This is a genomic window from Shewanella septentrionalis, assembly GCF_025370265.1.
GTDB classification, from domain to species: domain Bacteria; phylum Pseudomonadota; class Gammaproteobacteria; order Enterobacterales; family Shewanellaceae; genus Shewanella; species Shewanella hafniensis.
In genome coordinates this window covers 44,435-70,157 of the sequence record NZ_JAMTCC010000016.1, presented here as the reverse complement: position 1 = coordinate 70,157, position 25,723 = coordinate 44,435, and the positions used below count along the sequence as shown (strand labels likewise).

The window sequence follows — 25,723 nt, the reverse complement described above, 5'->3', positions numbered from 1 at the left end:
CCATGCAGCGGGTAGCAAGAGCGGTTAGAATGGCTTTTTTGCCTTGGAAACCTTATCGATATGACACAAGTACCGGATCAACCCACTCAAAAACGTCAGCGTGGCAGACCTAGCCGTATTTCCCGTGATGCTATCGCCAGAGCCGCGTTGGAGATTGGAGTTGATCAAGCGACCATCCCAGCTATAGCGGCGCATTTAAAGGTCGATCATTCTTCACTTTACCATCACGTAGCAGGTCGAAATGACGTTATCTCCATTGCCGCTGAGCTTGCAATTAATGAGCTGGACTGGCGAGCGCCAGCAGCCACCGATTGGCGGAGTGAATTGATCATATTGACCGATGCCATTTGGACACTCTATGAGCGTCATCCTGGCCTCGCTGAATCTATCCATCAGGCCAGTGTTACACCGTCATCGGGTATACGTTCTTTTGCTGAATCGGTCGAAAAGCTGCAACTCAAAGGCTTCTCCCTTGATGAGGCAGTGCTTGCCGTTGATATCTTAGTTGACATGGTGGGGGAGTGTTTTTTGGGATGGTGGTCAACCACTAAACCAGAAGCCGATGGCCGAACGCGTAAAGAGCGAATTATCGCAATTTGGGAAGATGAAGCCACCAAGCTCCCTGATAAAGCTGAGCAGATAAATGCGATGGTAGACATCATGAAGGTCGGTGCCCGCAAATGGTGGGAGCGAAAACGTGACTTAGTGTTAGCGGGTATTGCCGTTACCCATGCTCAAAAGGCAGGGGGATCCGATAAGGTTCAAACATAGTGCATCGATATGAACATTTCATAGCGGCTGCAGATTAGTACAAGATTTATTGCGTATAGGAAGTATCAGTTTGTGAAGGTAGTTTATGCACTGACGTGCTTTTTTGTGCTTTGTTTCGCCTCACTGCTGCTAGGTGCAAAGTATGCCTCTGTGACGCAGATGCTGACGTTCTCGGATGATGTCTGGTTGGTGTTATCTGCAAGTCGTCTGCCGCGGCTCTTTGCCTTGATTTGCTCAGGCGCAGGGCTCGCTGTCTGTGGTGTGATTTTGCAGCAGATTGTGCAAAACAAGTTTGTTGAACCTGCTACTTGTGGCGGGCTTGATGCCGCCAAACTAGGCATATTAATTTCAATCATTCATGCTCCAAGTATGGGTGTCACCGCCAGAATGTTAGGCGCTTTGGTTTTTTGCCTGCTTGCGAGCTTAGCCTTTATTCTGATTATTCGTGGTATTCGGTATAAGAGTCCGGTGCTCATTCCAATTATTGGGATTATGTTTGGCAGTGTACTCAGTGCGATAGCGGAACTCTATGCCTATCAAAACAATATGATGCAGAGTATGCAGGGATGGATGCTGGGTGATTTTTCAAAAATCGTGCAAGGTAACTACGAAATCATCTATCTGATCCTTCCCATAGTCATGCTGACCTACCTTTATGCACAGCGCTTTACCATTGTAGGAATGGGCGAAGGCTTGGCTACCACACTAGGACTGAGTTATTTCAGTCTAGTTATCTTAGGGTTAGTACTGGTTTCCCTAACCATAGCCACCACAGTTATCACAGTCGGGAGTATTCCATTTATTGGTTTAATTATTCCTAACCTTGTCGCTATGCGTTACGGCGATAATTTAAAACGCACTTTGCCTATTATCGCCTTTGCTGGCGCAACGCTATTGATTATCTGTGACCTACTTGGTCGGCTTATTTTATATCCGTTTGAAATTCCTATAGGTCTAACGGCAAGCTGTTTAGGTGGGCTCATCTTTTTAGTTATCGTTTGGAAAATCAAATGAAAAACAGTGCATGGCATTTTTTGAGCTGGGGGCTGCTTGTAATATTAGCAGTCACATTTTTATTGATGGGCTCAGGTTTTGATTTTGACTATGTCATACCTAATCGATTGGTGCGTTTGGGTACAATTTGCCTTGGTGGTGTCTGTATTGCGTTTTCCTCGATACTGTTTCAGACCTTAGCTGGAAATCGCATTTTAACGCCATCTATCATGGGGTATGAAGGGGTTTACTTGATTTTGCAGGCACTGCTGATCCTTATCTTAGGGACGGGCAGCAGTATTTTGATCACCGCTAACAGTAATTTCTTTGTTTCAGTCGTAGTGATGTTGCTTTACTCAATGGCGATTCATCGTTGGCTATTTAGCGGAGATCGACATGATGTATTCTTCCTACTGCTTGTTGGCTTAGTACTTACTGTGGTGTTAGGCAGTTTTACTCAGTTAATCCAATATTCTATCAGTCCTGGTGAATTTTCAATTTTCCAGAGCTATAGCCTAGCGTCGTTCAACCGCGCTCAACCAGAGCAATTACTTATTTCTTTAGTGCTTGTCGGTGCCGTGTGTATTGTCGCTTGGAGATCGCGAGCTGTGCTCGATGTATTACTGATGGGACGAGAGCCGGCAATTTCTCTCGGTATTGATTATCAAAAAGTGGTCCGCCTGTTATTAGGCCTTATCGCGGTATTGGTCGCAATATCAACCAGCTTAGTAGGGCCTACGGCCTTTATGGGGATATTTGTCGCGAATATGGCCTATACACTGGCAAGGCATCCGTCGCACTCATTTACCTTGATAACAGGATGCGCCGTTGCTATCTCAGTTTTTCTTATCGCACAAATACTTGTTGAGCACCTGTTTAATTATCAAACCAGTGTTGGGCTGTTAATTAACTTATTTTGTGGTGCCTATTTCTTTGTATTAATTCTTAAACCTCGGAGCGCAGTGTGATTACCGTCAATAACTTACATCATTCTTATGGCGCGAAACCTGTGCTTAAAAATGTTACCACGCAATTTCCCGAACATCAGATTACATCACTCATTGGTCCCAACGGCGCTGGCAAAAGTACCTTATTGATGTCGATTGGTCGGTTACTGAATATCCAGCAGGGCGAGGTATTACTCAAAGGTACTGCTATCCACAACATTCCCCTGAAGGATTACGCCAAGCAAGTGGCAACCATGCGTCAGTTTAACAGCCTCAATTTACGCCTGACGGTCAGGGAGTTAGTGGCATTTGGTCGCTTTCCCTATAGCCAAGGGGCGCTCACAAAGGCAGATCATTGTGCCATTGATGAAGCTCTGTCGTTTTTAGCTTTACAGTCATTAGCTAATGCATTTATCGATGAGCTTAGCGGCGGACAACGCCAAATGGCCTTTCTGGCAATGGCGATTGCACAGCAAACAGATTATTTATTGTTAGATGAACCACTCAATAATCTGGATATGAAACATGCCGTTAGCATAATGCGGGCGCTTCGCCATCTGTGTGACGACTTCAAGCGAACGGTAGTGTTAGTGGTTCACGATATCAATTTTGCGGCTAATTACTCCGACTATATTGTCGGCATGAAGCAAGGCGCTGTGCATTGCGAAGGACCCGTTGAAGAGGTTGTTACAGCACAAAGGTTAAAAGCACTGTACGAACTGGATCTTGAAGTGCTGAAAACGAGCCAAGGAACAGTTTGTAACTATTTCAACTTCAACTTACAAGGAGAATACAAGTGACGTCGAAATGTAAAAGCGGTACTAAAGTGATGGCGATTCTGTTATTTAGCTCGGCTTTTTTGCTGGCCTGCGACAATAAAAGCGAGCCAGTACAGCAGACGATTCTTGCAACGTCTGATACTAGCGAGTCAAATTTTACACCTGTTGAAATAACCCATAAGTTGGGCACTACAGTTATTACAAAACGGCCGGTACGCGTTGCGGCCCTCGATATGAATGAAGTCGATTATCTCGAACAGCTAGATATTCCCATTATCGGCATGCCAAAGGATTTTGTTCCTTACTACCTGCAGGACTATAGCAACAACAATGATATCGTTGATTTAGGCGCCATAGTTCAACCCAATATGGAACGTATTTATGCACTTAAACCCGATTTGGTGCTGATGTCATCCGTTCAAGCTAGTCATTATCAAGCGCTTTCCAATTTGGCACCAACCATTCATTTGGATATTGATTACCAAGACAGCAACAGCGATTACTTTTATATAGTCACAAAACACTTATTGATGCTGGGGAAAGTATTTGATAAGCAAACCTTGGCAAAACATAAAGTGGATGAACTGGAAACTAAGATCCAAGCCGCCAGAATGGTTATTCAGGATAGGCCTGAGAAAGCACTCGTGGTGTTGCATAATAATGGTGCTTTTCGATTCTTAGGTATTCGTTCTCGGTATGGGTTCATTTACAGTGGGCTAGGGGTTAAACCCGCTAGTTTATCAGAGCAGATGGGATTGCATGGCCAACCCGTGTCAAGCGAGTTCATTCTTGAAAACAATCCTGACATCATTTACGTGGTAGACAGAACCGCAGTAATGGAGCGAAGCCCTGTATTGGATAAACAGTCCATAGATAACCCTCTCTTGCGTGAGACGAATGCTTGGAAGACGGGGAACATCATTTTTGTAGATCCTGAGGCTTGGTATATCACAGGGGCCGGAATAACATCCCTTAACATCATTATTGATGATGTATTAAAGGGCTATGTAAAGGAGCCGCTGGCTGTAAGTCGTTGACTTACACCAGCTAATGATTCACTAGATAAATGCGTTATTTAGTCAAAATAGTGAATAAACTTGTTAGAAAAGTAAATTTTTAAATTAATTAAATCATAGGGTTATTTTATTTTTCACTCAGTGTCTTTTTCTAAGTAACAGGATAAAGACTTGATATTCGATTGTTTACGTCTGGACTCCAAAACCGATGGTTGCGGGTTCGAGTCCTGCCACCCCTGCCAAATAAAACAACGGCTTGCATAGAAATATGCGAGCCGTTTTATTTTGTCTGCCATTTAGCCTCAATATATTCAGTACTCCCTCTATTCATTCGCGGTTATCGCCTTTTCTCACAAATACTGTTTCTCACAAAACTGTCGTATACCTCTTGTAACATTTAAGCCCTGCGGCTTAGGTAAATCGGTTTGCAACTTTAGTTGTGCTTAACATACAATCGCCTGCTAAATTATTTGAGGAAGTATGGTTTGAATCGTGTGATGCAAACAAGACGCACCCTAGCAATATGGCTTGCCGCCATGTTGGTGCTATTGTCTGTGGCCATTGCTGTTCACAGTATTTCCCATGCTAGTGAAGACTCTAAGGCCAATTGTTCGCTGTGCTTACATCAGCACCAGTTGCAACATGCGATAACCAGTACGCCCTTTCATTTTCAATTGGCTCAGCAGAGTTATATCTCGGTTGAGTTCCAAGCCATTTCCTTTAAGCGACCTTTTAGTCGTTTCTTCAATAGTCGTGCTCCGCCGTTAACAGCATAAGTTACTGTTTATTCAATTTATCTTAATTAACTTTGAGCGCCTTGGCTTAGCTAAGGCGCCGATGCTGTTTATTTTCGGAGTGAAAATGACCTCTTTTTATATTCCCAAGCGCGCTGCGCTTTTGCTGGGCGCCTTGTTTGTGCTCAATCCTATTTCAATGCTGTTGGCTGCGGAGGATGCTCAATCTGGTAATGCTATTTTAGAGACTGACATTGAGCGTTTAAGTATCCACTATCGCCAAGCTTACCGTGGCAATGTGTCTGCAACTGAACTTCCGCAAGCGATAAGTGTGTTAGATGAGCAATTGATAAAAGATGCGGGGCTGACGCGGTTTCAAGATGTACTGGATTATTCCGCCAGTGTGGCGCGGCAAAACAATGGCGGCGGTTTATGGGATAGCTTTTCTCTGCGCGGCTTTCCGGGTAATGAAAACATGCCATCGGGCTATTTAATCAATGGCTTTAATGGTGGTCGAGGTTTTAGTGGTCATAGAGATTTATCGAATGTGGCCTACGTGGAGATCTTAAAAGGCCCTGGTTCGGCGCTTTATGGTCGCTCAGAGCCCGGCGGTACAGTCAATATTGTGACTAAGAAACCTCAGTATCAAACCAGTGGTTATTTAAAGGCATCGGCAGGGAGTTTCGATCAATATCGATTAGAGGGAGATGTGACTTCCGGCTTGACCGACAATGTGGCATTTCGAATTAACGGCGCGTGGCAGGAACACGATAGTTTTCGCGATCATGTGTTCAGCTATAAAAAAATCGTCACGCCGTCAGTGCGTTGGCAGATTTCCGATAAAGCCTCGCTACTCTATGAAATGGAATACCTCAAGCAGGAACAGTTATTCGATCGCGGCATTATTGTGCTCAACAACGATATCAATACTGTGCCACGCTCGCGTTATTTAGGTGAGCCTAATGATGGCGCAACTGTGGTCAATGCCACTGGGCACCAGCTGACCTATGACTATGAATTAAATGATGATTGGTCACTCACCGCGGGCTATAACTATCGCGATTCTAGCTTGAAGGGCTATTCGTCCGATGCCGAGTTGGCAAAGGGTCGGCAATCACTATTTGATGATGGTCGCACGCTCACCCGGCAGCACAGATACCGAGATTATGCCTCCGAGGATAATTCACTGCGTCTAGAGTTAAGTGGCCATGTGGATACGGGGTTCATTCGCCACAATTTGCAGCTCGGCGCCGATGCCTATCACTACAGTTTAAAGACGGGGTTGTATCGCTATCGCGGCCAAAAGGGCGAATATGCCATTGATATTTATGAGCCTCAATATGGTGGGCCTCAGCCTGAGGTGAGTTTGTTGTATGAGAATAACGAAACCCAAAAGGCGTGGGGCACATACCTGCAAGATCAAATGGATTTAACTGAAAAGTGGAAGTTGCACCTTGGGTTAAGGTTCGATAGCTATCAGCAAGATATCAGTGAAGTCGCTAAAAATACGTTATCAGAGCAAAACGATAGCAGGGTTAGCCCTAAAGTGGGTCTGGTGTATTTATGGTCCGATGCCTTAAGTTTCTATAGTTCTTATTCTGAAGGCTTTTTACCGCTTTCTGGAACCGACTTTGCAGGTCAGCCCTTCGAAGCCGAAGAGAGCAAGTCAGTTGAGCTAGGGATGAAGTTTAATGGCAATTGGTTTAATGGCTTAGCTGAGAATGGCATAGCAGTAAGTGGCAGCTTGGCGGTGTTTGATGCACAAAAGAGCAATATTTTGACCTCAGATCCGCTCAATGTCGGATTTTCTGCCACCTTAGGTAAAGCAAAAAGTAGCGGCGTTGAACTCGATTTAGTTGCCGAGCTGACGGAGGATTTGCAGGCCAAATTATCCTACGCCTATTTGAATACCCGCACTGCCAACGACAGCTTGAATCCAGACTGGGGCGTGCTTATTCCTGCGGGAAGTCCACTGGTGAATGTGCCAAAACATACTGCGAGTGTGATGCTGAAGCGGGATCTGAATGCATTTTCTATCGATGGACATTTAGGCATGAGTTGGCGATATGTGGATTCTCGTCTGGGTGATTCTGCCGATCCGAGTTTCCAATTACCGTCGTATCAGTTGCTTGGAGTGTTTATGAATACTCACCTGAGCGACAACTTCGTCCTTGGCGTCAATCTGGATAACTTACTAGATGAGCACTATATCGCCAGCAGTTATTCGGCGCTCTGGGCGGTACCCGGTGAGCCATGTAGCATTAAAGTGAGTGTTAGCTATGAGTTCTAATATTAGTAGTTCTAATATTAGTCGTTCTAATATCAGTTCTAATATCTGCTCGAATATAAACACTCGTCCTGAGTTACCGTCAGGTTTTGCTGAGCAAGAACTGAGTCGTTCTATTGGCCGTAGCCGTATCAATAGTATCGATATGATGCGCGGCCTGGTGATGCTTATCATGCTGCTCGACCATGTGCGGGAACGGTTTTTCCTGCATATGCAGGTGAGCGACCCTATGGATTTGAGTTCGACCTCTTGGGGACTGTTTCTAAGCCGCTTTGCCGCGCATTTTTGTGCGCCAGTGTTTGTGTTTCTAACGGGTGTTTCAGCATGGCTTTATGCCAATCGCAGTCATGGCGAGCCGCGTTCAGCGCGGGCGTTTTTGATTAAACGTGGTTTGTTTTTAATCGCGCTCGAAATTGTAGTGATTAACATCTCTTGGATGGGTAACTACCACACGCTTTGGTTGCAGGTCATTTGGGTGATCGGCCTGAGCATGTTAACGCTGGCGGCGCTGATAAATCTGCCTAGAGCTTGGATGGCACTTTTAGGCTTTGCGATTGTTTTTGGCCATAATCTGTTGACGCCAATTGGTTTTCAGCCGAGTGAATGGGCTTATAGCCTATGGACCCTATTGCACGACCGCGGATATCTTGTCAGTGAAGGGGCGCTTAAGATCAAAGTGAGTTATCCCGCGCTGCCTTGGATGGGTGTGATATTGCTGGGTTATGTCGCTGGGCCCATTTTCAGTCAGAAACCGAATGCTAATCCGCTTGAAGCTTCGCAGCGCCAGCAAACACTGCTGAAGTTAGGGATAAGCTGTTGGGTACTTTTTGCATTGCTACGCGGGTTTAACATCTATGGCGAAACCTTGCCTTGGCAGGCGGGGGCACATTTGGGTGAAACCTTAATGTCGGTACTCAACTTAACTAAATACCCACCATCATTAAGCTTTTTACTGGTGACCTTAGGCGGCATGTTTTTCTGCTTGGTGGTGTTTGAGCGACACTTTTCATCAGCAGGAAAAGCGGGCGAGAGTGGTAGTGAGAGATTAGCGCGAGTCGGCCATGGGTTGTCTGTGTTTGGCTCAGTACCTATGTTCTTCTATATCTTACATTTGTACGTGTTATTAATGCTTTATAGCTTAGCGAAATTCATTTTTGGTGCGAACCATGGTGAATTATTTGGGGTGAATAGTATGGGATGGATTTCGTTAATCGCGGGCGTGTTAGTTATTGCGCTGTATTATCCCGTTAAGTGGTTTAGTGAATATAAAAAGCACAGTACTCAGGCTTGGATTAAGTACCTCTAAATTTAAGTGCCTCTAATTTAAGTGCCTCTAAATCTAAGCACTTCTAAACTTGAGTGATATCGCTTTAAAGGAAAAGTCGCCAAGCGTAACCGCTTGGCGACTTTTTTGTTTTGGTTAGCGAAATAATACTGCTAGCGAATTATTCCGTTAATAAGCTGCGTAGCATCCAGGCATTTTTCTCATGCTGTTGAATGCGCTGGGTAAGCAAGTCCGCAGTGGCTTCATCATTAGCTTGATTCACCAGTGGATACAGGGCTCTAGCATTACGGATCACTAACTCTTGATCGTTTAACAATTCGCGGATCATGGTTTCGGCTTTGGTGACGCCCTGATCTTCTTTAATTTCAGTCAGTGCGGCATAAGCCGAATAGGACCCTAGCGCTCTGGCGCCTAATGCACGTACTCGCTCTGCGATAAGGTCGACCGCAAGGGCAAGCTCAGTATACTGCTGTTCAAATAGCAAATGCAGGCTAGTGAACATGGGGCCGGTAACGTTCCAGTGAAAGCTATGGGTTTTAAGATACAGGCTGTAGCTGTCGGCTAATAGTTGGTTAAGGCCAGCGGCGATTTCTTCTCTGTTGGCTTGATTGATACCTATGTTAATCATGGCGTTCTCCTGCTATTGTCTTACTGAGTGTATTCAGTCTAATCTTCTGATATTAAATGTAAAATGAGTAAATTAGATTTTGTAAATCTATAAATTCGATTGAACTTTTCTGCGTTAAATGTCGTAATTGTGCTGCCATTAATCGGCTTGTGCCCAACTCCTTTAGCCGCATGGCAGTAACAATGCCTAGGCAGAACTGCTATCCTAGCGGCATGTTGTGAGTCGATACTTGAATTGAATAAAACTGACCCTAATGAATAAATCAGCCTATTTAACCGCCATGAATGTGACAACTTGGCGAGTGCGCGACACTAAGGTGAAACCTTATTTAGTGATTTGGGATGAAAACGGTGAGTTACCCGAGGCTGAACCGCTTATCGAAGCTGTGCTAAAGCTTATCGACGTCAAACGCGAAGAGTGTGATTTTGATTGTGAGCCACATACGGGTAAACAGATTGTCTGGGATTTGCGACGCCATAAAGTCAGGCCACGCACCGCATGGTTAGTATCTGAACCCTTAGCCGATTTATTAGTGGGTTGGCAGGCTAAAAGCGCACTCTGGCAGCAGATTTACCAATGGCGCGAGCAAGTTAGCGGCCAAGCTCCAAGCAAGTCTTGATCTTTACTCGTAAATATCATTAATAACCAATACTTTGGAATACCAGCGTTGAACATCCCACCAGAAGATAGTCTATTCACAACACCCTTCGCAGCACAATTGACAGCAGGTTTGCCTGTTGAGCTTGTGGCACTCACGCTTAAAGATGTTCCTCAAATGGCGCAGCTTGAATCTATGGCCCATAGCCACCCCATGAGTGAGGGCAATCTTGCTGATTGTTTCGGGCATTTATACCGAGTTCTAGGTTTAAAGCAGGCGAAACCTAACGCAGCTTCAGTTTCGGATTCGGTTGATGGCCTTTTAGGCTTTGCAATAGTGCAGCAAATTGTTGATGAAGTGACTTTATTGGATATTTGCCTATTACCAAGCCAGCAGGGTAAAGGCTACGGCAAGTTATTACTGAATGCTGTGGTGGCTTCGGCCAAGGCATCAGCCGCCGTGGTGCTTATGCTAGAAGTGCGAGAGTCCAATCTTGCCGCTCGCGCTTTATATCAAAAGGCCGGCTTTATTGAATCAGGACGCCGCAAAGGTTACTACCCAATAGCAGGCGGTAAAGAAGACGCTATCTTGATGGATTTAGCGATAACCCAAGAATAAGCTGAGCATTTGCATTCATGTCGTAAAACGATAGCAATGCTAACAGTTTTTATAAACGGCAGTCATAAAAAATTCCATAAAAAAACAGCGCTTAAGCGCTGTTTTTTATTTGGATAACCCTGAACTCTATATCACTTAAATTCAGCATCACCTGAAGTTTGCATCAAGGTTATCCGCATCTAAGTCAGAAGGTTATTTCACTTCTTTACCTTGGGCTTGCAAGTCTGCATGGTAGCTTGAGCGCACTAATGGGCCACAGGCTGCATGGGTAAAACCTAGCTCATCGGCTAAGGCTTTAAGCTCGTCAAACTCTGCTGGTGGCACATAACGTTCAACTGGCAAGTGGAACTTAGACGGCTGTAGGTATTGGCCTAAGGTCAGCATTTCAACGTTGTGTGCGCGCAAGTCACGTAATACTTGAGCGATTTCGTCGTTGGTCTCACCCAGTCCCATCATCAGGCCAGATTTAGTGGGCACATTTGGATGACGTTCTTTAAAGCGTTTGAGCAGATCGAGCGACCATTGGTAATTCGCACCTGGGCGCGCTTTACGATAATGCATTGGCGCCGTTTCTAAGTTGTGGTTGAACACATCAGGCGGCTCAGTCGATAAAATATCTAAGGCAGCATCGATACGACCACGGAAATCAGGCACTAAGGTTTCGATCTTGATGTCTGGATTCAGTTTGCGAATTTCGCGGATACAATCGGCAAAATGCTGGGCGCCACCATCACGTAAATCATCACGATCTACCGAGGTAATGACCACGTATTTCAGCTTCATATCGCGGATTGTTTGCGCCAATTTAACCGGCTCTTCGGCGTCAGGCTTAAGCGGACGACCATGGGCTACGTCGCAGAATGGGCAACGACGCGTACAAATCGCACCCAAAATCATAAAGGTCGCAGTGCCGTGGTTAAAGCATTCTGCGAGGTTAGGGCAAGATGCCTCTTCACAGACCGAGTGCAGGCCATTTTTACGCAGCGCTTGCTTGATCTCTAAAATGCGTTGATTCGATGCCGGCAGTTTAACCCGTAACCAATCGGGTTTACGCAACATAGTGTCGCGCTCTGAGGGGACGATTTTGACCGGAATACGAGACACTTTATCGGCATCTCTTAATTTTACTCCGGGTTGTAAACGTTCAGGCCTATTCATGACGCTGCTAATCCTTGATGATGAACTAGGTGTTGATAGCCCAGTAATTGGCTAAAAGTAATGGTGAGTTGCTCGCCCGCTTCAGTCACAGTTTGTGGTCCGCCAAGCGCTTTGCATTGCACCATTTCAAGACCGGCATAACCACAAGGGTTGATGCGGCGAAATGGCGCCAGATCCATGTCGACATTGAGTGCTAATCCATGGAATGAACAGCCTTTACGAATGCGTAATCCTAGGGAGGCGATTTTGCGTTCATCCACATATACGCCTGGCGCATCTGCCTTGGCATAAGCGTTAATGTCGTACTTGGCGAGCATATCGACAATGCTTTGCTCTATATGGGTGACGAGTTGACGTACGCCGACTTTACTACGTTTTATATCGAGAAGAGGATATACCACTAGTTGGCCTGGGCCGTGGTAAGTGACTTGACCGCCGCGGTCCACTTGGATAACCGGAATATCGCCAGCATTTAAAATATGCTCGCTTTTGCCGGCTTGGCCTTGGGTAAACACGGGCGGATGTTCGACAATCCACAGTTCATCATGGCTTTCGCTGTCGCGCGTATCAGTGTAATGCTGCATCGCATGCCACACTGATTCGTAATCTTGTTTTCCAAGATGTCGAATGTGCAAAGTCGTGTCTTGCAAGGGCAACCTCTCCCCTTAGAAATGAGTGGGCTATTATACGCTTATTGGCCATAAATGTAAGACAGATCACATTTCATGGCCTTGAGGAATATTTATAGTACGCGGCGTACACCTTCGATGGCGGCAAGTTCAGTGTACAATATCTCGATATGATCTTTGCTGGTGACTGTCACGCGAATCGTGATGGAGTGATAGCTGCCTTTGCTCGACGTTTTGGTCGACGGTGAGTAATCACCTGGTGCATGTTTCTGTACCACAGCCACAACTTTGTCAGTTAACGTTTCATGGGCTTCACCGACGACCTTAAAAGGAAATGCGCAGGGGAAATCCATCAGTTCATCAAATTTAGTGTCTAACATACTCAGTACTCTTAGCGGCTATATTGGGATATATATGGTGACGATTATACCCGATTCAAGGGCGATGCACTCCCCAAAAAAATAAAGCCACCCGAAGGTGGCTTTATTTATGTGACTTAGCTTAGCTAAACCACCCAGAAAACATCTGCTTAAAGTAATCTACTAATTTACTAAACCAGCTGCCTTCGTTGACTTCTTGCAACGTCACCAGTGGGAACTGGGCGATGTCTTTACCATCAAGTTGGAAGAATAGACGGCCAACAGTTTCACCTTTTTTCAACGGTGCATCTAATGGCTTAGTCAGCTCGAAGTTAGCTTTCAAGTCTTTACCACGGCCACGGCTGATGGTGATAGGTGTGTCAGTTGCCACGCCTAAATCAACCGTGCTCTTGTCGCCGTACCAAATTTGCTGAGTGATAAAGCTATCGCCCGCCTTGTATGGTGTTACGGTTTCGAAGAAACGGAAGCCATAGGTCAGTAATTTCTTACTTTCAGCTTTACGGGCTGATTCACTTTGAGTGCCCATCACCACTGAAATTAAACGCATGCCGTCTTTGGTTGCCGATGCCACTAAGTTGTAGCCCGCACCTGAGGTGTGACCGGTTTTGATACCGTCCACGTTCATGCTGTTATCCCACAATAAACCATTACGGTTGTATTGTTTGATACCATTGAATGTATAGAATTTTTCGCTATAGATGTGGTATTCATCTGGCACGTCGCGGATTAACGCTGCGCCCAGTAATGCCATATCATAGGCGGTGGATTTGTGGTTTTCTGCATCTAAACCGTGGGCGTTTTCGAAGTAGCTATCACGCATCCCCAGTTGCTTCGCCCATGAGTTCATCATGTCAACGAAGGCGCCTTCTGTACCGGCAATGTGCTCGGCCATCGCCACACACGCATCGTTACCCGATTGAATGATGATACCGCGGTTTAGATCGCCCACTTTAACCGTAGTGCCCACTTCAATGAACATCTTAGAAGAGTCTGAGAAGTTTTTAGACCAAGCATTTTTACTGATAGTCACATCATCATCAACGGAGACATTGCCCGCTTTGATTTCTTGACCGATCACGTAACTGGTCATCATCTTAGTTAAACTTGCTGGGTTAAGGCTTTCATAAGCGTTACTTTCAGCGATAATCTGACCCGAATTATAATCCATCAATACGAACGCCTTGGCGGCTACTGAAGGTGCATCAGGTGTAATAATAGGCTGCGCAGCATAAACGGGGAGAGAGGCACTGGAAATTAGCAGCAATGTTTTAATGGGACTTTTTACAAAATTCATCATTAACTTGGCACGTCTTTTAGTTGTATGAAATGGAAAGGATTCGAGAAGATCTTCAACAGTGTACCACTTTCCGACAGTGGGTTTTAGTGAAGGTTCCTTCATCTCTATTTTTAAATCAATTCTGATCAGAGCAAACGGCCATTATTCATGGACGATATAGCCCTCAGGAAAACCGTTTTGCTTGACGTTATTGAGTAGCTTGTCGGCTAACTCTGGCTGACCTATGGGGCCGAGCTGTAGTCTAAACATATTGTTTGCCGCTTGTACACGGGTCTTGACCTGATATTTCTGTTCAAGATTCTTCGCCATGGCATTGAGTTTGGCTTTATCTTTGGAGGCCACTAACTGAATGTAATGATTGCCCGTATCTTGAGCGCTGGCTACGGCCGAATTAGTGGCCGCAACACTGCCAATATAAACCACATCCAGTTTGATCCGCGCCGTACCTTTGCCGAGCATGCCGAGTTTATAGGCGGCGGCGTAGGAGACATCGAGAATGCGATCTGAGTGGAATGGCCCACGGTCGTTGATGCGAATGATCACTTGCTTATTGTTCTCTAAGTTAGTGATCCGAGCGTAACTCGGCAGTGGCAGTGTCTTATGGGCGCCAGACATAGAATACATGTCATAGGGCTCGCCATTAGAGGTTTCGTAGCCATGGAATTTTTCACCATACCAAGAGGCGCGGCCAGTTTCACTAAAGCCTTGGCCCGTGTTCATCACAGTATAAGACTCACCGTAAACCGTATAGGGTTTGTTGCCACGGCGGCTATAGGGCTCGTACTTAGGCGTCGCGTTCGGCACATTATCCACATTCGGTGGATTCAGTGGCAGCTTGTCATTCTTCAGCGAATAACGGCCCTTGTTCGGGTCCATATTTTTCTTGCTGGCGTTGTTTGGGCTCGAAGAACACGCCGCAAGGGCGAAGCACATAACTAAGGCGGCAAGCTGTAAAAAATTATTTTTTAGAGGCATGCTGTTCCTTTAATTGCTGGCTAAATTGATAAACGGCCATTGAATACAAAGGGCTACGATTATAGCGAGTGATCACGTAAAAGTTATTTAAGCCAAGCCAGTAGTCACTGTGATCGGCTTGTTCTAGCTCAATCAATAAGGCTTTTTGCGAAACATCTAAGTCCCGCGCATCGGCGAGGGCTAAGGTCGGCGTTAAAATATCTGCAACTTTATAGTTCAGCTTTTCACCTGCCCACACTTTCGCTTTAGGTGCTGCTTTGCTGTTATTGACTAACGGTAAAGCGACCGGCGCATTGGCTTGCCAACCGTGTTCATGGAAATAATTGGCCACACTGCCGATAGCATCCTCTGGACTTTGTAATAGATCGCGATTGCCGCTGCCATCGAAATCAACCGCGTAATGGCGGTAACTAGAGGGAATAAACTGCCCATAACCCATAGCGCCCGCGTAGGAGCCCTTGAGGGTATCGATATCTAAATGTTCTTCTTTCACTAATTTCATCAGCTCGCCAAATTCCTTACGGAAAAAGGTGGCGCGCGGCGGATAGTGAAAACCTAAGGTATAGAGGGCATCAATCACTGGATAATTGCCCGTGTATTGGCCGTAGAAGGTTTCAATGCCGATGATGGCGACAATAATCTGTGGATCAACTTGGTACTTGGCCGCCGCTTTTGCGATGGTTTTCTCGTGTTTTTTCCAAAAGGCGAGACCAGCGTCGAGGCGTTTCTCGGTTAAGAAGATGGGATAATACACATGCCAAGGTTTTGCTTCCCATGGGCGGGTCATTGCATCGATAACCCCTTGGTTGTATGTTGCTTTATCGAGAAAAGCGAGCACTTCTGCTCGAGTAAAACCTTGTTTTACTTGAGTTTGGATAAACTCTTCTTTAAGTTCAGCGGGAATTGTGGGCGCGATTTCAGCGGCCGGCGCCACTGGCGTGCTTGGAGCGGGTGCCTGCGCGGGTGTCGGTTCGTTCGCCGTGGTACAGGCGACTAAGCATGAGCTTAAACACAGTAAGCCGAGTGGAGCTAAAAAAGCTCGGAGAGTAGGCATGAAAAGTCCCTAAAAATTATCTATCTACGAAACGTCTATGGGTATGAATGCTCATAAGAATGCCAAACCCTGTCATCAATGTCAGCATGGAGGTTCCACCGTAACTGACAAGGGGCAGTGGTACACCGACCACGGGCAGGATACCTGAAACCATGCCAATATTCACAAAAACATAAACGAAAAAGGTCAGCGTGATACTACCTGCGAGTAGTCGAGCGAAACTGGTTTGGGCGCGCGAAGCAATGACTAAGCCGCGGCCAATAATATAAAGGTACATAATTAACAGTAAGATACTGCCAATTAAGCCAAATTCTTCACCGATCACCGCAAAGATAAAATCGGTATGGCGCTCGGGGATAAATTCAAGTTGCGATTGTGTACCGTCGAGCCAGCCTTTGCCCCAAAGTCCGCCGGAGCCAATCGCGATTTTCGACTGAATAATGTGATAACCCGCCCCCAATGGATCTTGCTCAGGATCGAGTAAGGTTAATACCCGCGTTCTTTGGTAATCGTGCATCAAGAAATACCAAAGAATAGGTAGGAAGGCGAGTACTGCCGCGATAAAACCGCCGACAATGATCCAACTCATGCCCGATAAAAACAACACGAAAATCCCCGATGCGGCCACCAGAATCGAGGTACCGAGGTCGGGTTGTTTCGCGATAAGCAGAGTCGGCACCAGTAAGATTACAGCAGCACCAGCAAGATAGCGTTTCTTCGGCGGCAGAGGGAACTTACTTATATACCAAGCCATTGTGATGGGGAAGGCAAGCTTAATCAGTTCTGAGGGTTGAAACTCCATAAAGCCTAAGTTCAACCAGCGTTGTGCGCCTTTGTTAATTTCACCGAAAAAATGTACCCCGAGCAGCAAGACAATCCCCGCCAGATAAATGGGTAGGACCCAGCGTTTAAGCGCCTCAGGATTGATCTGAGCCATAGTGAACATAATGCCGAGCGACAACACCATACGGAATAGCTGCCGCTCCATCATCTCTAAATCTTCGCCGCTGGCAGAATAGATGACGAACAGGCCAAAGCCCATGACAGCCAATAGGCCGAGCAATAATGGCAAGTCTATGTGCAAGCGTTGCCAGATGTTTTGATATTGGCTATGGCTACTCATGGCTGCGGTTTCCAAGTATCTCTAAGCATATATTCATCGAGCATGGCGCGGGCGACTGGGCCAGCATTTGCGCCACCCCATCCTGCGTTTTCCATCACGACGGCGAGGACGATTTTAGGATCTTCGAAGGGCGCATAGGCCACAACTAAGGCATTATCGCGGAAATGTTCGGCAATTTTATTTGCATCATATTTGGTATTTTCGGCCACGCCAATGACCTGCGCCGTGCCGGTTTTCATTGCGGCGGTGTAAGTGGCATCAGTGAAACGTGACTTATGTGCCGTCTGGCGCATCGCTTCGTTAATGATATTCCAGTTACGGGGGTTTTTAAGTTCGATTGGTGGTAACTCATTAATCGGAGAGTCAATTTTGGCAGTATTGTCTTTAATCGATCTCAGCAGATGCGGCGGGAAACGACGGCCCTTATTCGCCATAATGCCTACTGCATTCGCCAATTGTAATGGGGTTGCCGTCCAATAACCTTGGCCGATGCCGACGGAAATGGTGTCACCTATATACCAAGCTTGATTGTATTTCAAGCGTTTCCATTCTTTGGATGGCATGTTGCCAGCCGATTCTTCAAAGATATCGATACCAGTATTTTGACCAAAACCAAATTGTTCCATAAAGCGGGCAATATGGTCGACACCGACTTTATAGGCGAGTTCGTAGAAGAAGGTATCACAGGATTCAGTAATGGCACTGTAGACGTTAACCCAGCCGTGTCCCCAGCGTTTCCAGTCGCGGTACTTACGTTCAACACCAGGAATCTGCCAAAAACCTGGGTCCCATACGCGGGTGCTCTCGGTAATGACTTTTTCATCAAGCCCTAAAAGTCCGAGATGTGGCTTAATGGTTGATGCTGGCGCATATTGGCCTTGGGTTGCACGGTTGATCAAAGGTCGTGATTTATCATTGAGCAAGGCGCTGTAATCTTTGTTATTAATCCCTTGCACAAATTGGTTTGGATCATAGCTTGGACTCGATACCATAGCTAAAACCCCACCATCACGGGGATCGATTGCGACAATAGAACCACGCAAACCTGTGAGTAGCTCAACCGCTTTTTGTTGCAGCTTGAGATCTAAGGTCAGGTAAATATCTTGTCCCGGCTCTGGCGGTACTATTTTTAAGGTACGAATTGCGCGGCCGCGGTTGTTCACTTCTTCTTCTAAGTGACCCGGTTTGCCATGCAGTAGGGATTCATAAAACTTTTCAATGCCTTGCTTACCAATGTCCTTGGTGGCCGCATAGTTTTTCCACAGATCGCTGCGCTCTAACTGGGCTCTGTCTCGGGTGTTAATCTTGCCAACATAACCCAGCACATGGGTGATTTGCGCGCCGTAGGGATAATTACGCTTCAGACCCGCTTCGACGGAAATGCCTGGGAATTTATGTTGGTTAACACTGAAAATCGCCACTTGCTCTTCGGTGAGCTGGTTTTTGAGCGTCAGTGGTTTGAAGCGGCGATGAAATTTCAGCGCTTCGGTAAAGGTTTCGCGTTCATCTTCACTGATCTCAATTAACTTGCCGAGCTCATCTAAGGTCTCTGACATGTTACTGATTTTTTCAGGAACCAGATCGAGGGAATAGAAGGGTAAGTTTTCGGCTAACAGCACGCCGTTACGATCGTAAATGAGGCCGCGACTAGGAGCAATGGGAACAACACGAATGCGATTATCATTCGAGCGAGTTGCATAATCCTTATAGGATTCAACCTGTAAATGATAAAGGTTGGTGACTAATACGCTTAATAGGGCGAAAACGCAAAAAAAAGTGAATAGCGCTCGGCGCTTAAAAAGAGACGCCTCGGCGGCGTGATCATGCATTGTTATCCGCTTTTTTGGCGACACTTATGCTATCTCCGGCTGATCCCATGACGGGTGGTTGACACTCGTTAACATCAAGATCCCGCTATTCTCTATGGTAGGGGTGATTCGTGTTCACGCTCCACGCGCGGTACAAACTTTCGGCGACTACAACCCTAACTAAGGGATGAGGTAAGGTTAATGCCGATAGGCACCAACTTTGGTTTGCCGCTTCTTTGCAAGCTGGCGCTAATCCTTCAGGTCCGCCGATCAGTAAACTGACGTCGCGACCATCGAGTTGCCATTTAGTCAACGCGGTTGCAAGCTCGGGGGTCGTCCAGTTTTTTCCGGGGAGATCTAAGCTAACAATATGATTGCCTTTGGGAATGGCCGCCAACATTTGTTCGCCTTCTTTTTGAAGGATCCGGACAATGTCGGCATTTTTCCCCCGCTTTCCAGCGGGTATTTCGATAAGCTCCAGCGCCATATCACGGGGAAAACGGCGCTGGTATTCTTCGAAACCACGGGTAACCCAATCGGGCATCCGTGTTCCTACTGCGATGAGCTGTAACTTCATCAGTCTTGCTTTTCTGACCAGAGCTTTTCAAGCTGGTAGAAATCACGGGTTTGATCTTGCATAACGTGCAGGATCACATCGCCCATGTCCACAAGAACCCATTCGCTGCTTTCACGGCCTTCAACACCTAAAGGTGGAATACCGGCTTGCTTCGCTTCAACCACAAGGTTTTCAGCGATAGCTTTAACGTGAGTCTTTGATGTACCTGAACATATGACCATGTAGTCAGTGATGTTAGATTGCTTGCTGACATCCAGAACAACAACGTCTCTGGCTTTTAAGTCGTCGATCTTGTCGACAACAAACTGTTTTAATTCCGCGCTCTGCACGCTGGCGTACCTCATTAATTTTAAATAGCGCGGTAGTATACCAGTGTTGCTTGCCGGAATACATTGCCATTGGCAGTTGAGTGGGCGATATCTGCTTACGTTTCGAGCTAAGGTAAGTAAAGTCGTTGATTTTGGATGTAATCTAGCGTGACGGGCATGAGTAAATCGGCGGGGATTTCGCTTTTTGCCAGTTGCTCACGAATGTGCGTCGAGGAAATATCCTGTGGCGTAATTGTCACAGGGAAAATCTGCCCACCATTTCTATGGGCGGGGTTAGCAGCATGCTCTGCGAGTGCTTGGGCTTGACTGCGGGCCGTTAATATTTGCTGCATAGGATGCTCGGCATCGAGCTGCCAGCCCGGACGCTGGCAGACAACGAGGTGGGCAAAGTCGAACAAGCGTTGCCACTCATGCCAGCTTTGTAATTGGATGAAAGAGTCCATCCCCATGATAAAAAACAGTTCGTCTTTAGGATGTAAGGCTTTCAGTTGCTCAAGGGTGATAACTGTGTAGGAAGGCGTGTCGCGCTTTGCCTCGATATCGCACAGCTCAAAGCCATCAAGCTGCGAGCAGACATCGGCAACCATCTTGAGGCGCTGCGCTGTGGTTAAGTTAGGCTGCTGTTTATGGGGCGGAATATGGTTCGGCATCAGCAGGATTTTATCCAAGGCTAATGCGTGTTTCACTTCCATCGCCGGACGGATATGACCATAGTGTATCGGGTCGAAGGTGCCGCCTAAAATGCCAATGCGCATATCAACTCTTTGGTTAACTTATGATTAGTCTATGGCTATATGTGCCAGATGCCGATGGGCTCTAGGATCAAATAACAGACACAGGTGGCTCAGCCCAGTCCAATCCTCTTTACCCTGCTGCTTTAAATTGAGCTCAAGCTTCGAAGCGAGGGCGAGCATATGTTCAAGTTGTTCAAGGTTAAGTCGTTGCAGCGCCGCTTGATACAGTGGCTTACGCTTATCCCAAATACGATGCTTACCCCAGAGTGCACTCAGCGCGACGCCTTGGGCTTGCTCGCATTTCAAATTGAATAATAAGCCGAGCTCTTTAAACAAGGCCCACAGCAGGATAGGTAAGGCTGTGCCTTCGCCATTGAGCTGGGCCAGCATGTGCTGCGCGCTATCCTGTTTATTATTCAGTAATGCATCCGTGAGTTGGAATACGGTGAAGCGCGACTGATCCTCAAAATAGTGGCTCAGTTCATCGGCACTGACGGGATTTGTTGGACTCAGGAGTTGCAGCAACTGCATGGCTTGATCGGCAGCCAGTAAATTGCCTTCATAAAGCGAATGCAACATAGCGCGGGCATCCGGCTGCAGATTGAGCTTAAAGTGCTTGATGCGGCCATCGAGCCAGCGCATAAACTGATCGCCCTCTGGTGTAGCGCAGGGTAGATATATGCCATGGGCATCTAAGGTCTTAAACCATTTGCTGTTGGTTTGCTCGTTGGCGAGCTTTGGCCCTTCGATAATCAACAGCATATCGGGATTGGGCGTCTGCAATAGGGCTTGCAGTGTGCTTGAGCCTTCGGCACCGGGCTTAGCTTGGGGAAGCGTTAGCTCAATTAAGCGTTTACTGGAAAACAGGCTCATGGCCTGCCATTCCTGAGTCAGGTCGTTCCAATTAAAGCCCGTCTCTTGAATGAGTTGGACTTTTTCATCGAATCCCTGACGCTTGGCGAATTGGCGGATCTGATCTTTGGTGGTTTCAATCAACCAAGGATCATCACCAAAAATCAGATAACAAGGAAATAATTGGTTAAGGTGGCGGGAGAGTTGATCGGGATAGACTCTCATTTAGTAGATTGTCCGCATTTAGTAGATTATCCGCATTGAATTGATGGCCCGCATTAATTCACCTCAGTACTGGCCATCGCTTGCAGAATACGATCCGCAGCTTGGATACGCATTTCCTTCGTCAGCAATTCCATTTCACGACTCTTTGCCAATGCGGTACGTGGATCGTCTAAGTAGTCGCGGCGAATTTCAACCTTGAAAGGCTGCGCTTCTTTGCCCGGCAATGCCACAGCAAATTCGACTAAATAAATCAGCTCATACTCGGCGACGTTACCTGTGGGGTATAAAGATAAGGTCGAGCGTTCTAGGGAGTCGGTGATTAACCTTAATACTGGAACGTCATCGGCGGCGTCGACAACTTGGATATTGTTCAAGCGCAGGCGTTCACGCACCAAACGGGTGAGTTCGCTGTATTCATCCGCGCTGCTCAAACTCAAATGATTGAGAACATCGGGGATCTGATAACTGCGTTGAAGCTTAAAACCGCAACCGGCGCTGGTCATAATCACTAGCGCCATGATTGCGAAGCATATGCGTTTGATTAGCATAGATTTCGCGGTTTCCTATTCGTTGTATACCTGCTGGCTTGAAGCGGCAGCTTTGTTGGCGGCTTTCAAGTAACCCAATCACTTAGAAAACTTAAGCTCATGGGCTGTTGTTAATTGCCGCCTTGCTGCCACTTCAATAACTTAGGGTATAGCTAGTTATTAGCAGCGGTTAATTGGCCACTATGCTAAGCAGTTTGCCCGGCACATAGATCACTTTACGCACAGTCAGGCCGTCTAGGTATTTGATCACGTGCTCATCACTCATGCCTAAGGCTTCTACTGATTCTTTATCAGCATCGGCAGCCACTGTGATTTTTGCGCGAACTTTACCGTTAACTTGCACAACGATGAGTTTGCTGTCTTCAACTAGCGCAGCTTCATCAACGACTGGCCATTGGCTGTCTTCGATGTTGCTAGCATTGCCTAACTCGTTCCACAGGTTAAAGCTCACATGCGGAATGATAGGGTACAGCAAACGCACTATGGCTGATAAGGCTTCGCCGATAATGGCGTTGTCTTGACCTGTGGTTTGTGGCGCTTTTTGCAGATGGTTCATCAGTTCCATCACGGCGGCAACCGCAGTGTTGAACATCTGACGGCGGCCGATATCGTCGGTCACTTTAGCAATCGTCTTGTGGACTTCACGGCGCAGCGCTTTTTGGTCACTTGTTAACGTGCTGACATCTAAGGCTTCGCTGTTAGCTTGGTTCACATGCTCGTTTGCCAGTTTCCACAGACGTTTAATGAAGCGGTGTGCGCCTTCAACGCCAGACTCTTGCCATTCCAGAGTTAATTCTGGTGGTGAGGCGAACATCATAAATAGGCGAACGGTATCGGCGCCGTATTTTTCAACCATGACTTGAGGATCGATACCGTTGTTTTTCGACTTAGACATCTTGCTCATGCCGGTATAAACCAGCTCGTTGCCGTCTTTGTCGATAGCCTTAGTAATACGGCCCTTGTCGTCTTTTTCTGTGGTCGCTACATCTAGTGGAGAAACCCAAACACGGGCGCCTTTTTCGTTGATGTAGTAGAAGGCATCTGCCAGCACCATACCTTGAGTCAGCAGTTGTTTGGCAGGCTCGTTAGAGTTAACCAGACCTGCATCACGCAGTAACTTGTGGAAGAAGCGGAAATATAACAAATGCATACACGCGTGTTCGATACCGCCAATGTATTGATCCACGGGTAGCCAGTAGTTGGCTTTAGCAGGATCTAACATTTCCTCTGCATGCGGACTGCAGTAACGGGCGTAATACCAAGACGATTCCATAAAGGTATCGAAGGTATCGGTTTCGCGCAGCGCATCTTGACCGTTGACTTGGGTTTTCGCCCATTCTTTATCGGCCTTGATTGGGCTTTGAATACCGTCCATTACGACATCTTCTGGCAGTAATACTGGCAGTTGATCTGCTGGCGTTGGGATCACAGTGCCGTCGGCTAAGGTCACCATAGGGATGGGTGCGCCCCAATAACGCTGACGTGAAACACCCCAATCGCGTAGGCGATAGTTGACTTGGCGCTTGCCTTTACCTTCGGCGACTAACTTATTAGCGATGGCATTAAAGCCTGCTTCAAAGTCTAAACCGTCAAACTCTCCCGAGTTAAACAGTACGCCTTTTTCGGTATATGCGGCTTCGCTGATATCAACGTCGCCATCAACTGGCTTGATCACAGCTTCAATCGCCAGACCGTATTTTTTCGCAAATTCGAAGTCACGTTGATCGTGGCCTGGAACTGACATCACAGCGCCGGTACCATAGTTCATCAACACAAAGTTAGCTGCCCAAATCGGCACTTGCTTGCCAGTGATAGGATGAATGGCGAAAAGCCCTGTGGCGACACCGCGTTTTTCCATGGTCGCGAGTTCGGCTTCTGATGTTGTGCTGTTTTTGCACTCATCGATAAAGGCGGCAAGCTCAGGATTCGTTTGCGCGGCGATTTCAGCTAATGGATGACCTGCGGCAATCGCCACATAGGTCACGCCCATAAAGGTATCAGGACGCGTGGTATAGATATCGAAGCTTTTATCGTGGCCTGCGACGCCGAAGGCCATTTCTACACCTTCGCTGCGACCAATCCAGTTACGTTGCATGGTTTTGACCTGATCAGGCCAACCATCTAAGGTATCGATATCGTTTAATAATTCTTCTGCATAGGCAGTGATCTTAATGAACCACTGTGGAATTTCTTTTTGTTCCACAGGGGTATCACAGCGCCAGCAGCAACCGTCTTGAACTTGCTCGTTCGCCAGTACAGTTTCATCGTTTGGACACCAGTTGACCGAGGCTGTCTTTTTGTAGACTAGGCCTTTCTCGTACAACTTAGTGAAGAACCATTGTTCCCAGCGATAATATTCAGGGGTACAAGTGGCGATTTCACGGCTCCAATCGTAACCAAAACCCAGCAATTTAAGCTGGTTCTTCATGTATTCTATGTTTTCATAGGTCCATGGCGCAGGCGCAGTCTTGTTGTTAATCGCGGCATTTTCTGCGGGTAAACCAAAGGAGTCCCAACCAATAGGCTGGAGCACGTTTTTGCCTTGAAGACGTTGAAAGCGTGCAACTACGTCACCTATGGTATAGTTGCGTACGTGTCCCATGTGGAGTCTGCCAGAAGGGTACGGAAACATCGAAAGGCAATAAAACTTTTCTTTGTTTGCGTCTTCAGTGACTTCGAAGGTTTTGTTGTCATGCCAGTGCTTTTGCACTAAGGCTTCAATTTCTGAGGGATTATATTGCTCTTGCATCACTCTATTTCCGGCAGTGCCGCCTATTATTGGATCTAACGCCATATCAGCGCGAGTAAGATCTGCATAGAATAAACTAGAAGCGATGCATTAAAAAGGTTCGTATGAAGGAGTATTGGTTATGAATGATAGAAGTAACGCGTTACTAGGACTGTATCAAGCCTTAATTACCGAAGTGAAATCTCAATTTGCAGAAGATAACACTATGACTGTAAAGAACTTATTCAATTCTGTCACTCAAGGTAAGGAGTATTTACGTCTTAAAGAACAGGCCGGGGAAGATGAACTCGCTTTAGTCGAACAATTCTTAAAGCGTGATATTACGAGTTTTCTCCGTGAGCAGAACGCGGATAGTTTGAGTCATAGCCCAACCGTGATTACTTTAGAGAATACGCTTTGGCATTGGCTCAGTGAAATCACCGACCGCAGCCAAGTCGAATGGCATGAGTTAACGCAAGATTTTAAGCACCAAGGCTACTACAAGAGTGGTGACATAGTGAATCAGGGCATCATGGTGTGCACTAACTGTGGCAATGAAATGAGTATTGAATTTCCAAGTCCCATCCCAGATTGCCCTGAGTGTGATCACGAAGAATTTACCCGCGAGCCGCTAACGCCTTAATCAAGGT

Annotated in this window: 26 protein-coding genes; 11 read left to right on the top strand and 15 right to left on the bottom strand. The window is 46.6% G+C overall.

Annotated features, from left to right (window positions below; genetic code table 11):
• The first annotated feature begins 60 nt into the window (after positions 1–60).
• The 8 genes from NE536_RS11130 (at position 61) to NE536_RS11095 (ending at position 8,833) form a co-directional block, all read left to right on the top strand.
• A complete protein-coding gene (locus NE536_RS11130) occupies positions 61–771 on the top strand; it encodes a TetR/AcrR family transcriptional regulator (RefSeq protein ID WP_261272716.1) in 711 nt (236 codons plus the stop codon).
• A 72-nt stretch (positions 772–843) separates the two neighbouring features.
• Complete coding sequence (locus NE536_RS11125; protein ID WP_063883358.1) at positions 844–1,785, top strand: ABC transporter permease; 942 nt, start codon at positions 844–846, stop codon at positions 1,783–1,785.
• Positions 1,782–2,732 carry an iron chelate uptake ABC transporter family permease subunit gene (locus NE536_RS11120; RefSeq protein ID WP_012089962.1) on the top strand — a complete coding sequence of 317 codons (951 nt, stop codon included), beginning with the start codon at positions 1,782–1,784 and terminating at the stop codon, positions 2,730–2,732. The genes NE536_RS11125 and NE536_RS11120 overlap by 4 nt, the downstream gene beginning before the upstream one ends.
• On the top strand, positions 2,729–3,511 hold the full coding sequence (locus NE536_RS11115; protein WP_261272715.1) for an iron ABC transporter ATP-binding protein: 783 nt from the start codon (positions 2,729–2,731) through the stop codon (positions 3,509–3,511). The genes NE536_RS11120 and NE536_RS11115 overlap by 4 nt, the downstream gene beginning before the upstream one ends.
• On the top strand, positions 3,508–4,527 hold the full coding sequence (locus NE536_RS11110) for a siderophore ABC transporter substrate-binding protein (protein WP_342455079.1): 1,020 nt from the start codon (positions 3,508–3,510) through the stop codon (positions 4,525–4,527). Before NE536_RS11115 ends, NE536_RS11110 begins: the two co-directional genes overlap by 4 nt.
• Positions 4,528–4,991: 464 nt before the next feature.
• Positions 4,992–5,282 carry a DUF2946 domain-containing protein gene (locus NE536_RS11105; protein WP_261272714.1) on the top strand — a complete coding sequence of 97 codons (291 nt, stop codon included), beginning with the start codon at positions 4,992–4,994 and terminating at the stop codon, positions 5,280–5,282.
• 85 nt (positions 5,283–5,367) lie between these two features.
• Positions 5,368–7,530 (top strand): TonB-dependent siderophore receptor, encoded by a 2,163-nt coding sequence (locus tag NE536_RS11100; RefSeq protein ID WP_261272713.1) that lies wholly within the window; start codon positions 5,368–5,370, stop codon positions 7,528–7,530.
• On the top strand, positions 7,520–8,833 hold the full coding sequence (locus tag NE536_RS11095; RefSeq protein ID WP_261272712.1) for an acetyltransferase domain-containing protein: 1,314 nt from the start codon (positions 7,520–7,522) through the stop codon (positions 8,831–8,833). The genes NE536_RS11100 and NE536_RS11095 overlap by 11 nt, the downstream gene beginning before the upstream one ends.
• A 139-nt stretch (positions 8,834–8,972) precedes the next feature.
• Here NE536_RS11095 and dpsA read toward each other — a convergent pair whose 3' ends face one another.
• The gene (dpsA, locus tag NE536_RS11090) at positions 8,973–9,440 is read right to left on the bottom strand and encodes a DNA starvation/stationary phase protection protein DpsA (RefSeq protein WP_006082763.1); all 468 of its coding nucleotides are present in this window, start codon (positions 9,438–9,440) and stop codon (positions 8,973–8,975) included.
• 253 nt (positions 9,441–9,693) lie between these two features.
• On the opposite strand from dpsA, the gene NE536_RS11085 reads away from it, so the two are divergent.
• Complete coding sequence (locus NE536_RS11085) at positions 9,694–10,059, top strand: DNA polymerase III subunit psi (RefSeq protein ID WP_261272711.1); 366 nt, start codon at positions 9,694–9,696, stop codon at positions 10,057–10,059.
• A gap of 48 nt (positions 10,060–10,107) precedes the next feature.
• Positions 10,108–10,656, top strand: coding sequence for a ribosomal protein S18-alanine N-acetyltransferase (rimI, locus tag NE536_RS11080; RefSeq protein WP_425347531.1), 549 nt, complete (start codon positions 10,108–10,110; stop codon positions 10,654–10,656).
• A gap of 192 nt (positions 10,657–10,848) precedes the next feature.
• Here rimI and lipA read toward each other — a convergent pair whose 3' ends face one another.
• The 14 genes from lipA to leuS all read right to left on the bottom strand — a co-directional run bounded on the left by lipA (position 10,849) and on the right by leuS (position 25,094).
• Positions 10,849–11,814 (bottom strand): lipoyl synthase, encoded by a 966-nt coding sequence (gene lipA / locus NE536_RS11075; protein WP_261272710.1) that lies wholly within the window; start codon positions 11,812–11,814, stop codon positions 10,849–10,851.
• Complete coding sequence (gene lipB, locus NE536_RS11070) at positions 11,811–12,464, bottom strand: lipoyl(octanoyl) transferase LipB (RefSeq protein ID WP_261272709.1); 654 nt, start codon at positions 12,462–12,464, stop codon at positions 11,811–11,813. Before lipB ends, lipA begins: the two co-directional genes overlap by 4 nt.
• 92 nt (positions 12,465–12,556) lie before the next feature.
• Positions 12,557–12,823 carry a DUF493 family protein YbeD gene (ybeD, locus tag NE536_RS11065; RefSeq protein WP_006082758.1) on the bottom strand — a complete coding sequence of 89 codons (267 nt, stop codon included), beginning with the start codon at positions 12,821–12,823 and terminating at the stop codon, positions 12,557–12,559.
• Between the two features lie 121 nt (positions 12,824–12,944).
• On the bottom strand, positions 12,945–14,120 hold the full coding sequence (locus tag NE536_RS11060; RefSeq protein WP_012089944.1) for a serine hydrolase: 1,176 nt from the start codon (positions 14,118–14,120) through the stop codon (positions 12,945–12,947).
• Positions 14,121–14,261: 141 nt separating this feature from the next.
• The gene (locus NE536_RS11055) at positions 14,262–15,095 is read right to left on the bottom strand and encodes a septal ring lytic transglycosylase RlpA family protein (protein WP_261272708.1); all 834 of its coding nucleotides are present in this window, start codon (positions 15,093–15,095) and stop codon (positions 14,262–14,264) included.
• Positions 15,079–16,149 (bottom strand): lytic murein transglycosylase B, encoded by a 1,071-nt coding sequence (mltB, locus tag NE536_RS11050; protein ID WP_220590934.1) that lies wholly within the window; start codon positions 16,147–16,149, stop codon positions 15,079–15,081. Before mltB ends, NE536_RS11055 begins: the two co-directional genes overlap by 17 nt.
• A gap of 16 nt (positions 16,150–16,165) precedes the next feature.
• Positions 16,166–17,272, bottom strand: a complete 1,107-nt coding sequence (gene rodA / locus NE536_RS11045; protein ID WP_261272707.1) for a rod shape-determining protein RodA — start codon at positions 17,270–17,272, stop codon at positions 16,166–16,168.
• On the bottom strand, positions 17,269–19,125 hold the full coding sequence (mrdA, locus tag NE536_RS11040) for a penicillin-binding protein 2 (RefSeq protein ID WP_106651372.1): 1,857 nt from the start codon (positions 19,123–19,125) through the stop codon (positions 17,269–17,271). The genes rodA and mrdA overlap by 4 nt, the downstream gene beginning before the upstream one ends.
• A gap of 61 nt (positions 19,126–19,186) precedes the next feature.
• A complete protein-coding gene (gene rlmH, locus NE536_RS11035) occupies positions 19,187–19,657 on the bottom strand; it encodes a 23S rRNA (pseudouridine(1915)-N(3))-methyltransferase RlmH (RefSeq protein WP_006082752.1) in 471 nt (156 codons plus the stop codon).
• Positions 19,657–19,986 carry a ribosome silencing factor gene (gene rsfS / locus NE536_RS11030; protein WP_106651371.1) on the bottom strand — a complete coding sequence of 110 codons (330 nt, stop codon included), beginning with the start codon at positions 19,984–19,986 and terminating at the stop codon, positions 19,657–19,659. The genes rlmH and rsfS overlap by 1 nt, the downstream gene beginning before the upstream one ends.
• Positions 19,987–20,093: 107 nt before the next feature.
• On the bottom strand, positions 20,094–20,741 hold the full coding sequence (gene nadD, locus NE536_RS11025) for a nicotinate-nucleotide adenylyltransferase (protein ID WP_261272706.1): 648 nt from the start codon (positions 20,739–20,741) through the stop codon (positions 20,094–20,096).
• Between the two features lie 24 nt (positions 20,742–20,765).
• The gene (gene holA / locus NE536_RS11020) at positions 20,766–21,797 is read right to left on the bottom strand and encodes a DNA polymerase III subunit delta (RefSeq protein WP_261272705.1); all 1,032 of its coding nucleotides are present in this window, start codon (positions 21,795–21,797) and stop codon (positions 20,766–20,768) included.
• Positions 21,798–21,850: 53 nt separating this feature from the next.
• Entirely contained in the window at positions 21,851–22,345 is a 495-nt protein-coding gene (locus tag NE536_RS11015; RefSeq protein ID WP_006086960.1) for an LPS-assembly lipoprotein LptE, read from the bottom strand.
• A 169-nt stretch (positions 22,346–22,514) separates the two neighbouring features.
• Positions 22,515–25,094, bottom strand: coding sequence for a leucine--tRNA ligase (gene leuS, locus NE536_RS11010; RefSeq protein WP_261272704.1), 2,580 nt, complete (start codon positions 25,092–25,094; stop codon positions 22,515–22,517).
• Positions 25,095–25,215: 121 nt separating this feature from the next.
• Here leuS and NE536_RS11005 point away from each other — a divergent pair, with 121 nt between their 5' ends.
• A complete protein-coding gene (locus NE536_RS11005) occupies positions 25,216–25,716 on the top strand; it encodes a zinc ribbon-containing protein (RefSeq protein WP_028761474.1) in 501 nt (166 codons plus the stop codon).
• Positions 25,717–25,723 lie beyond the last annotated feature (7 nt).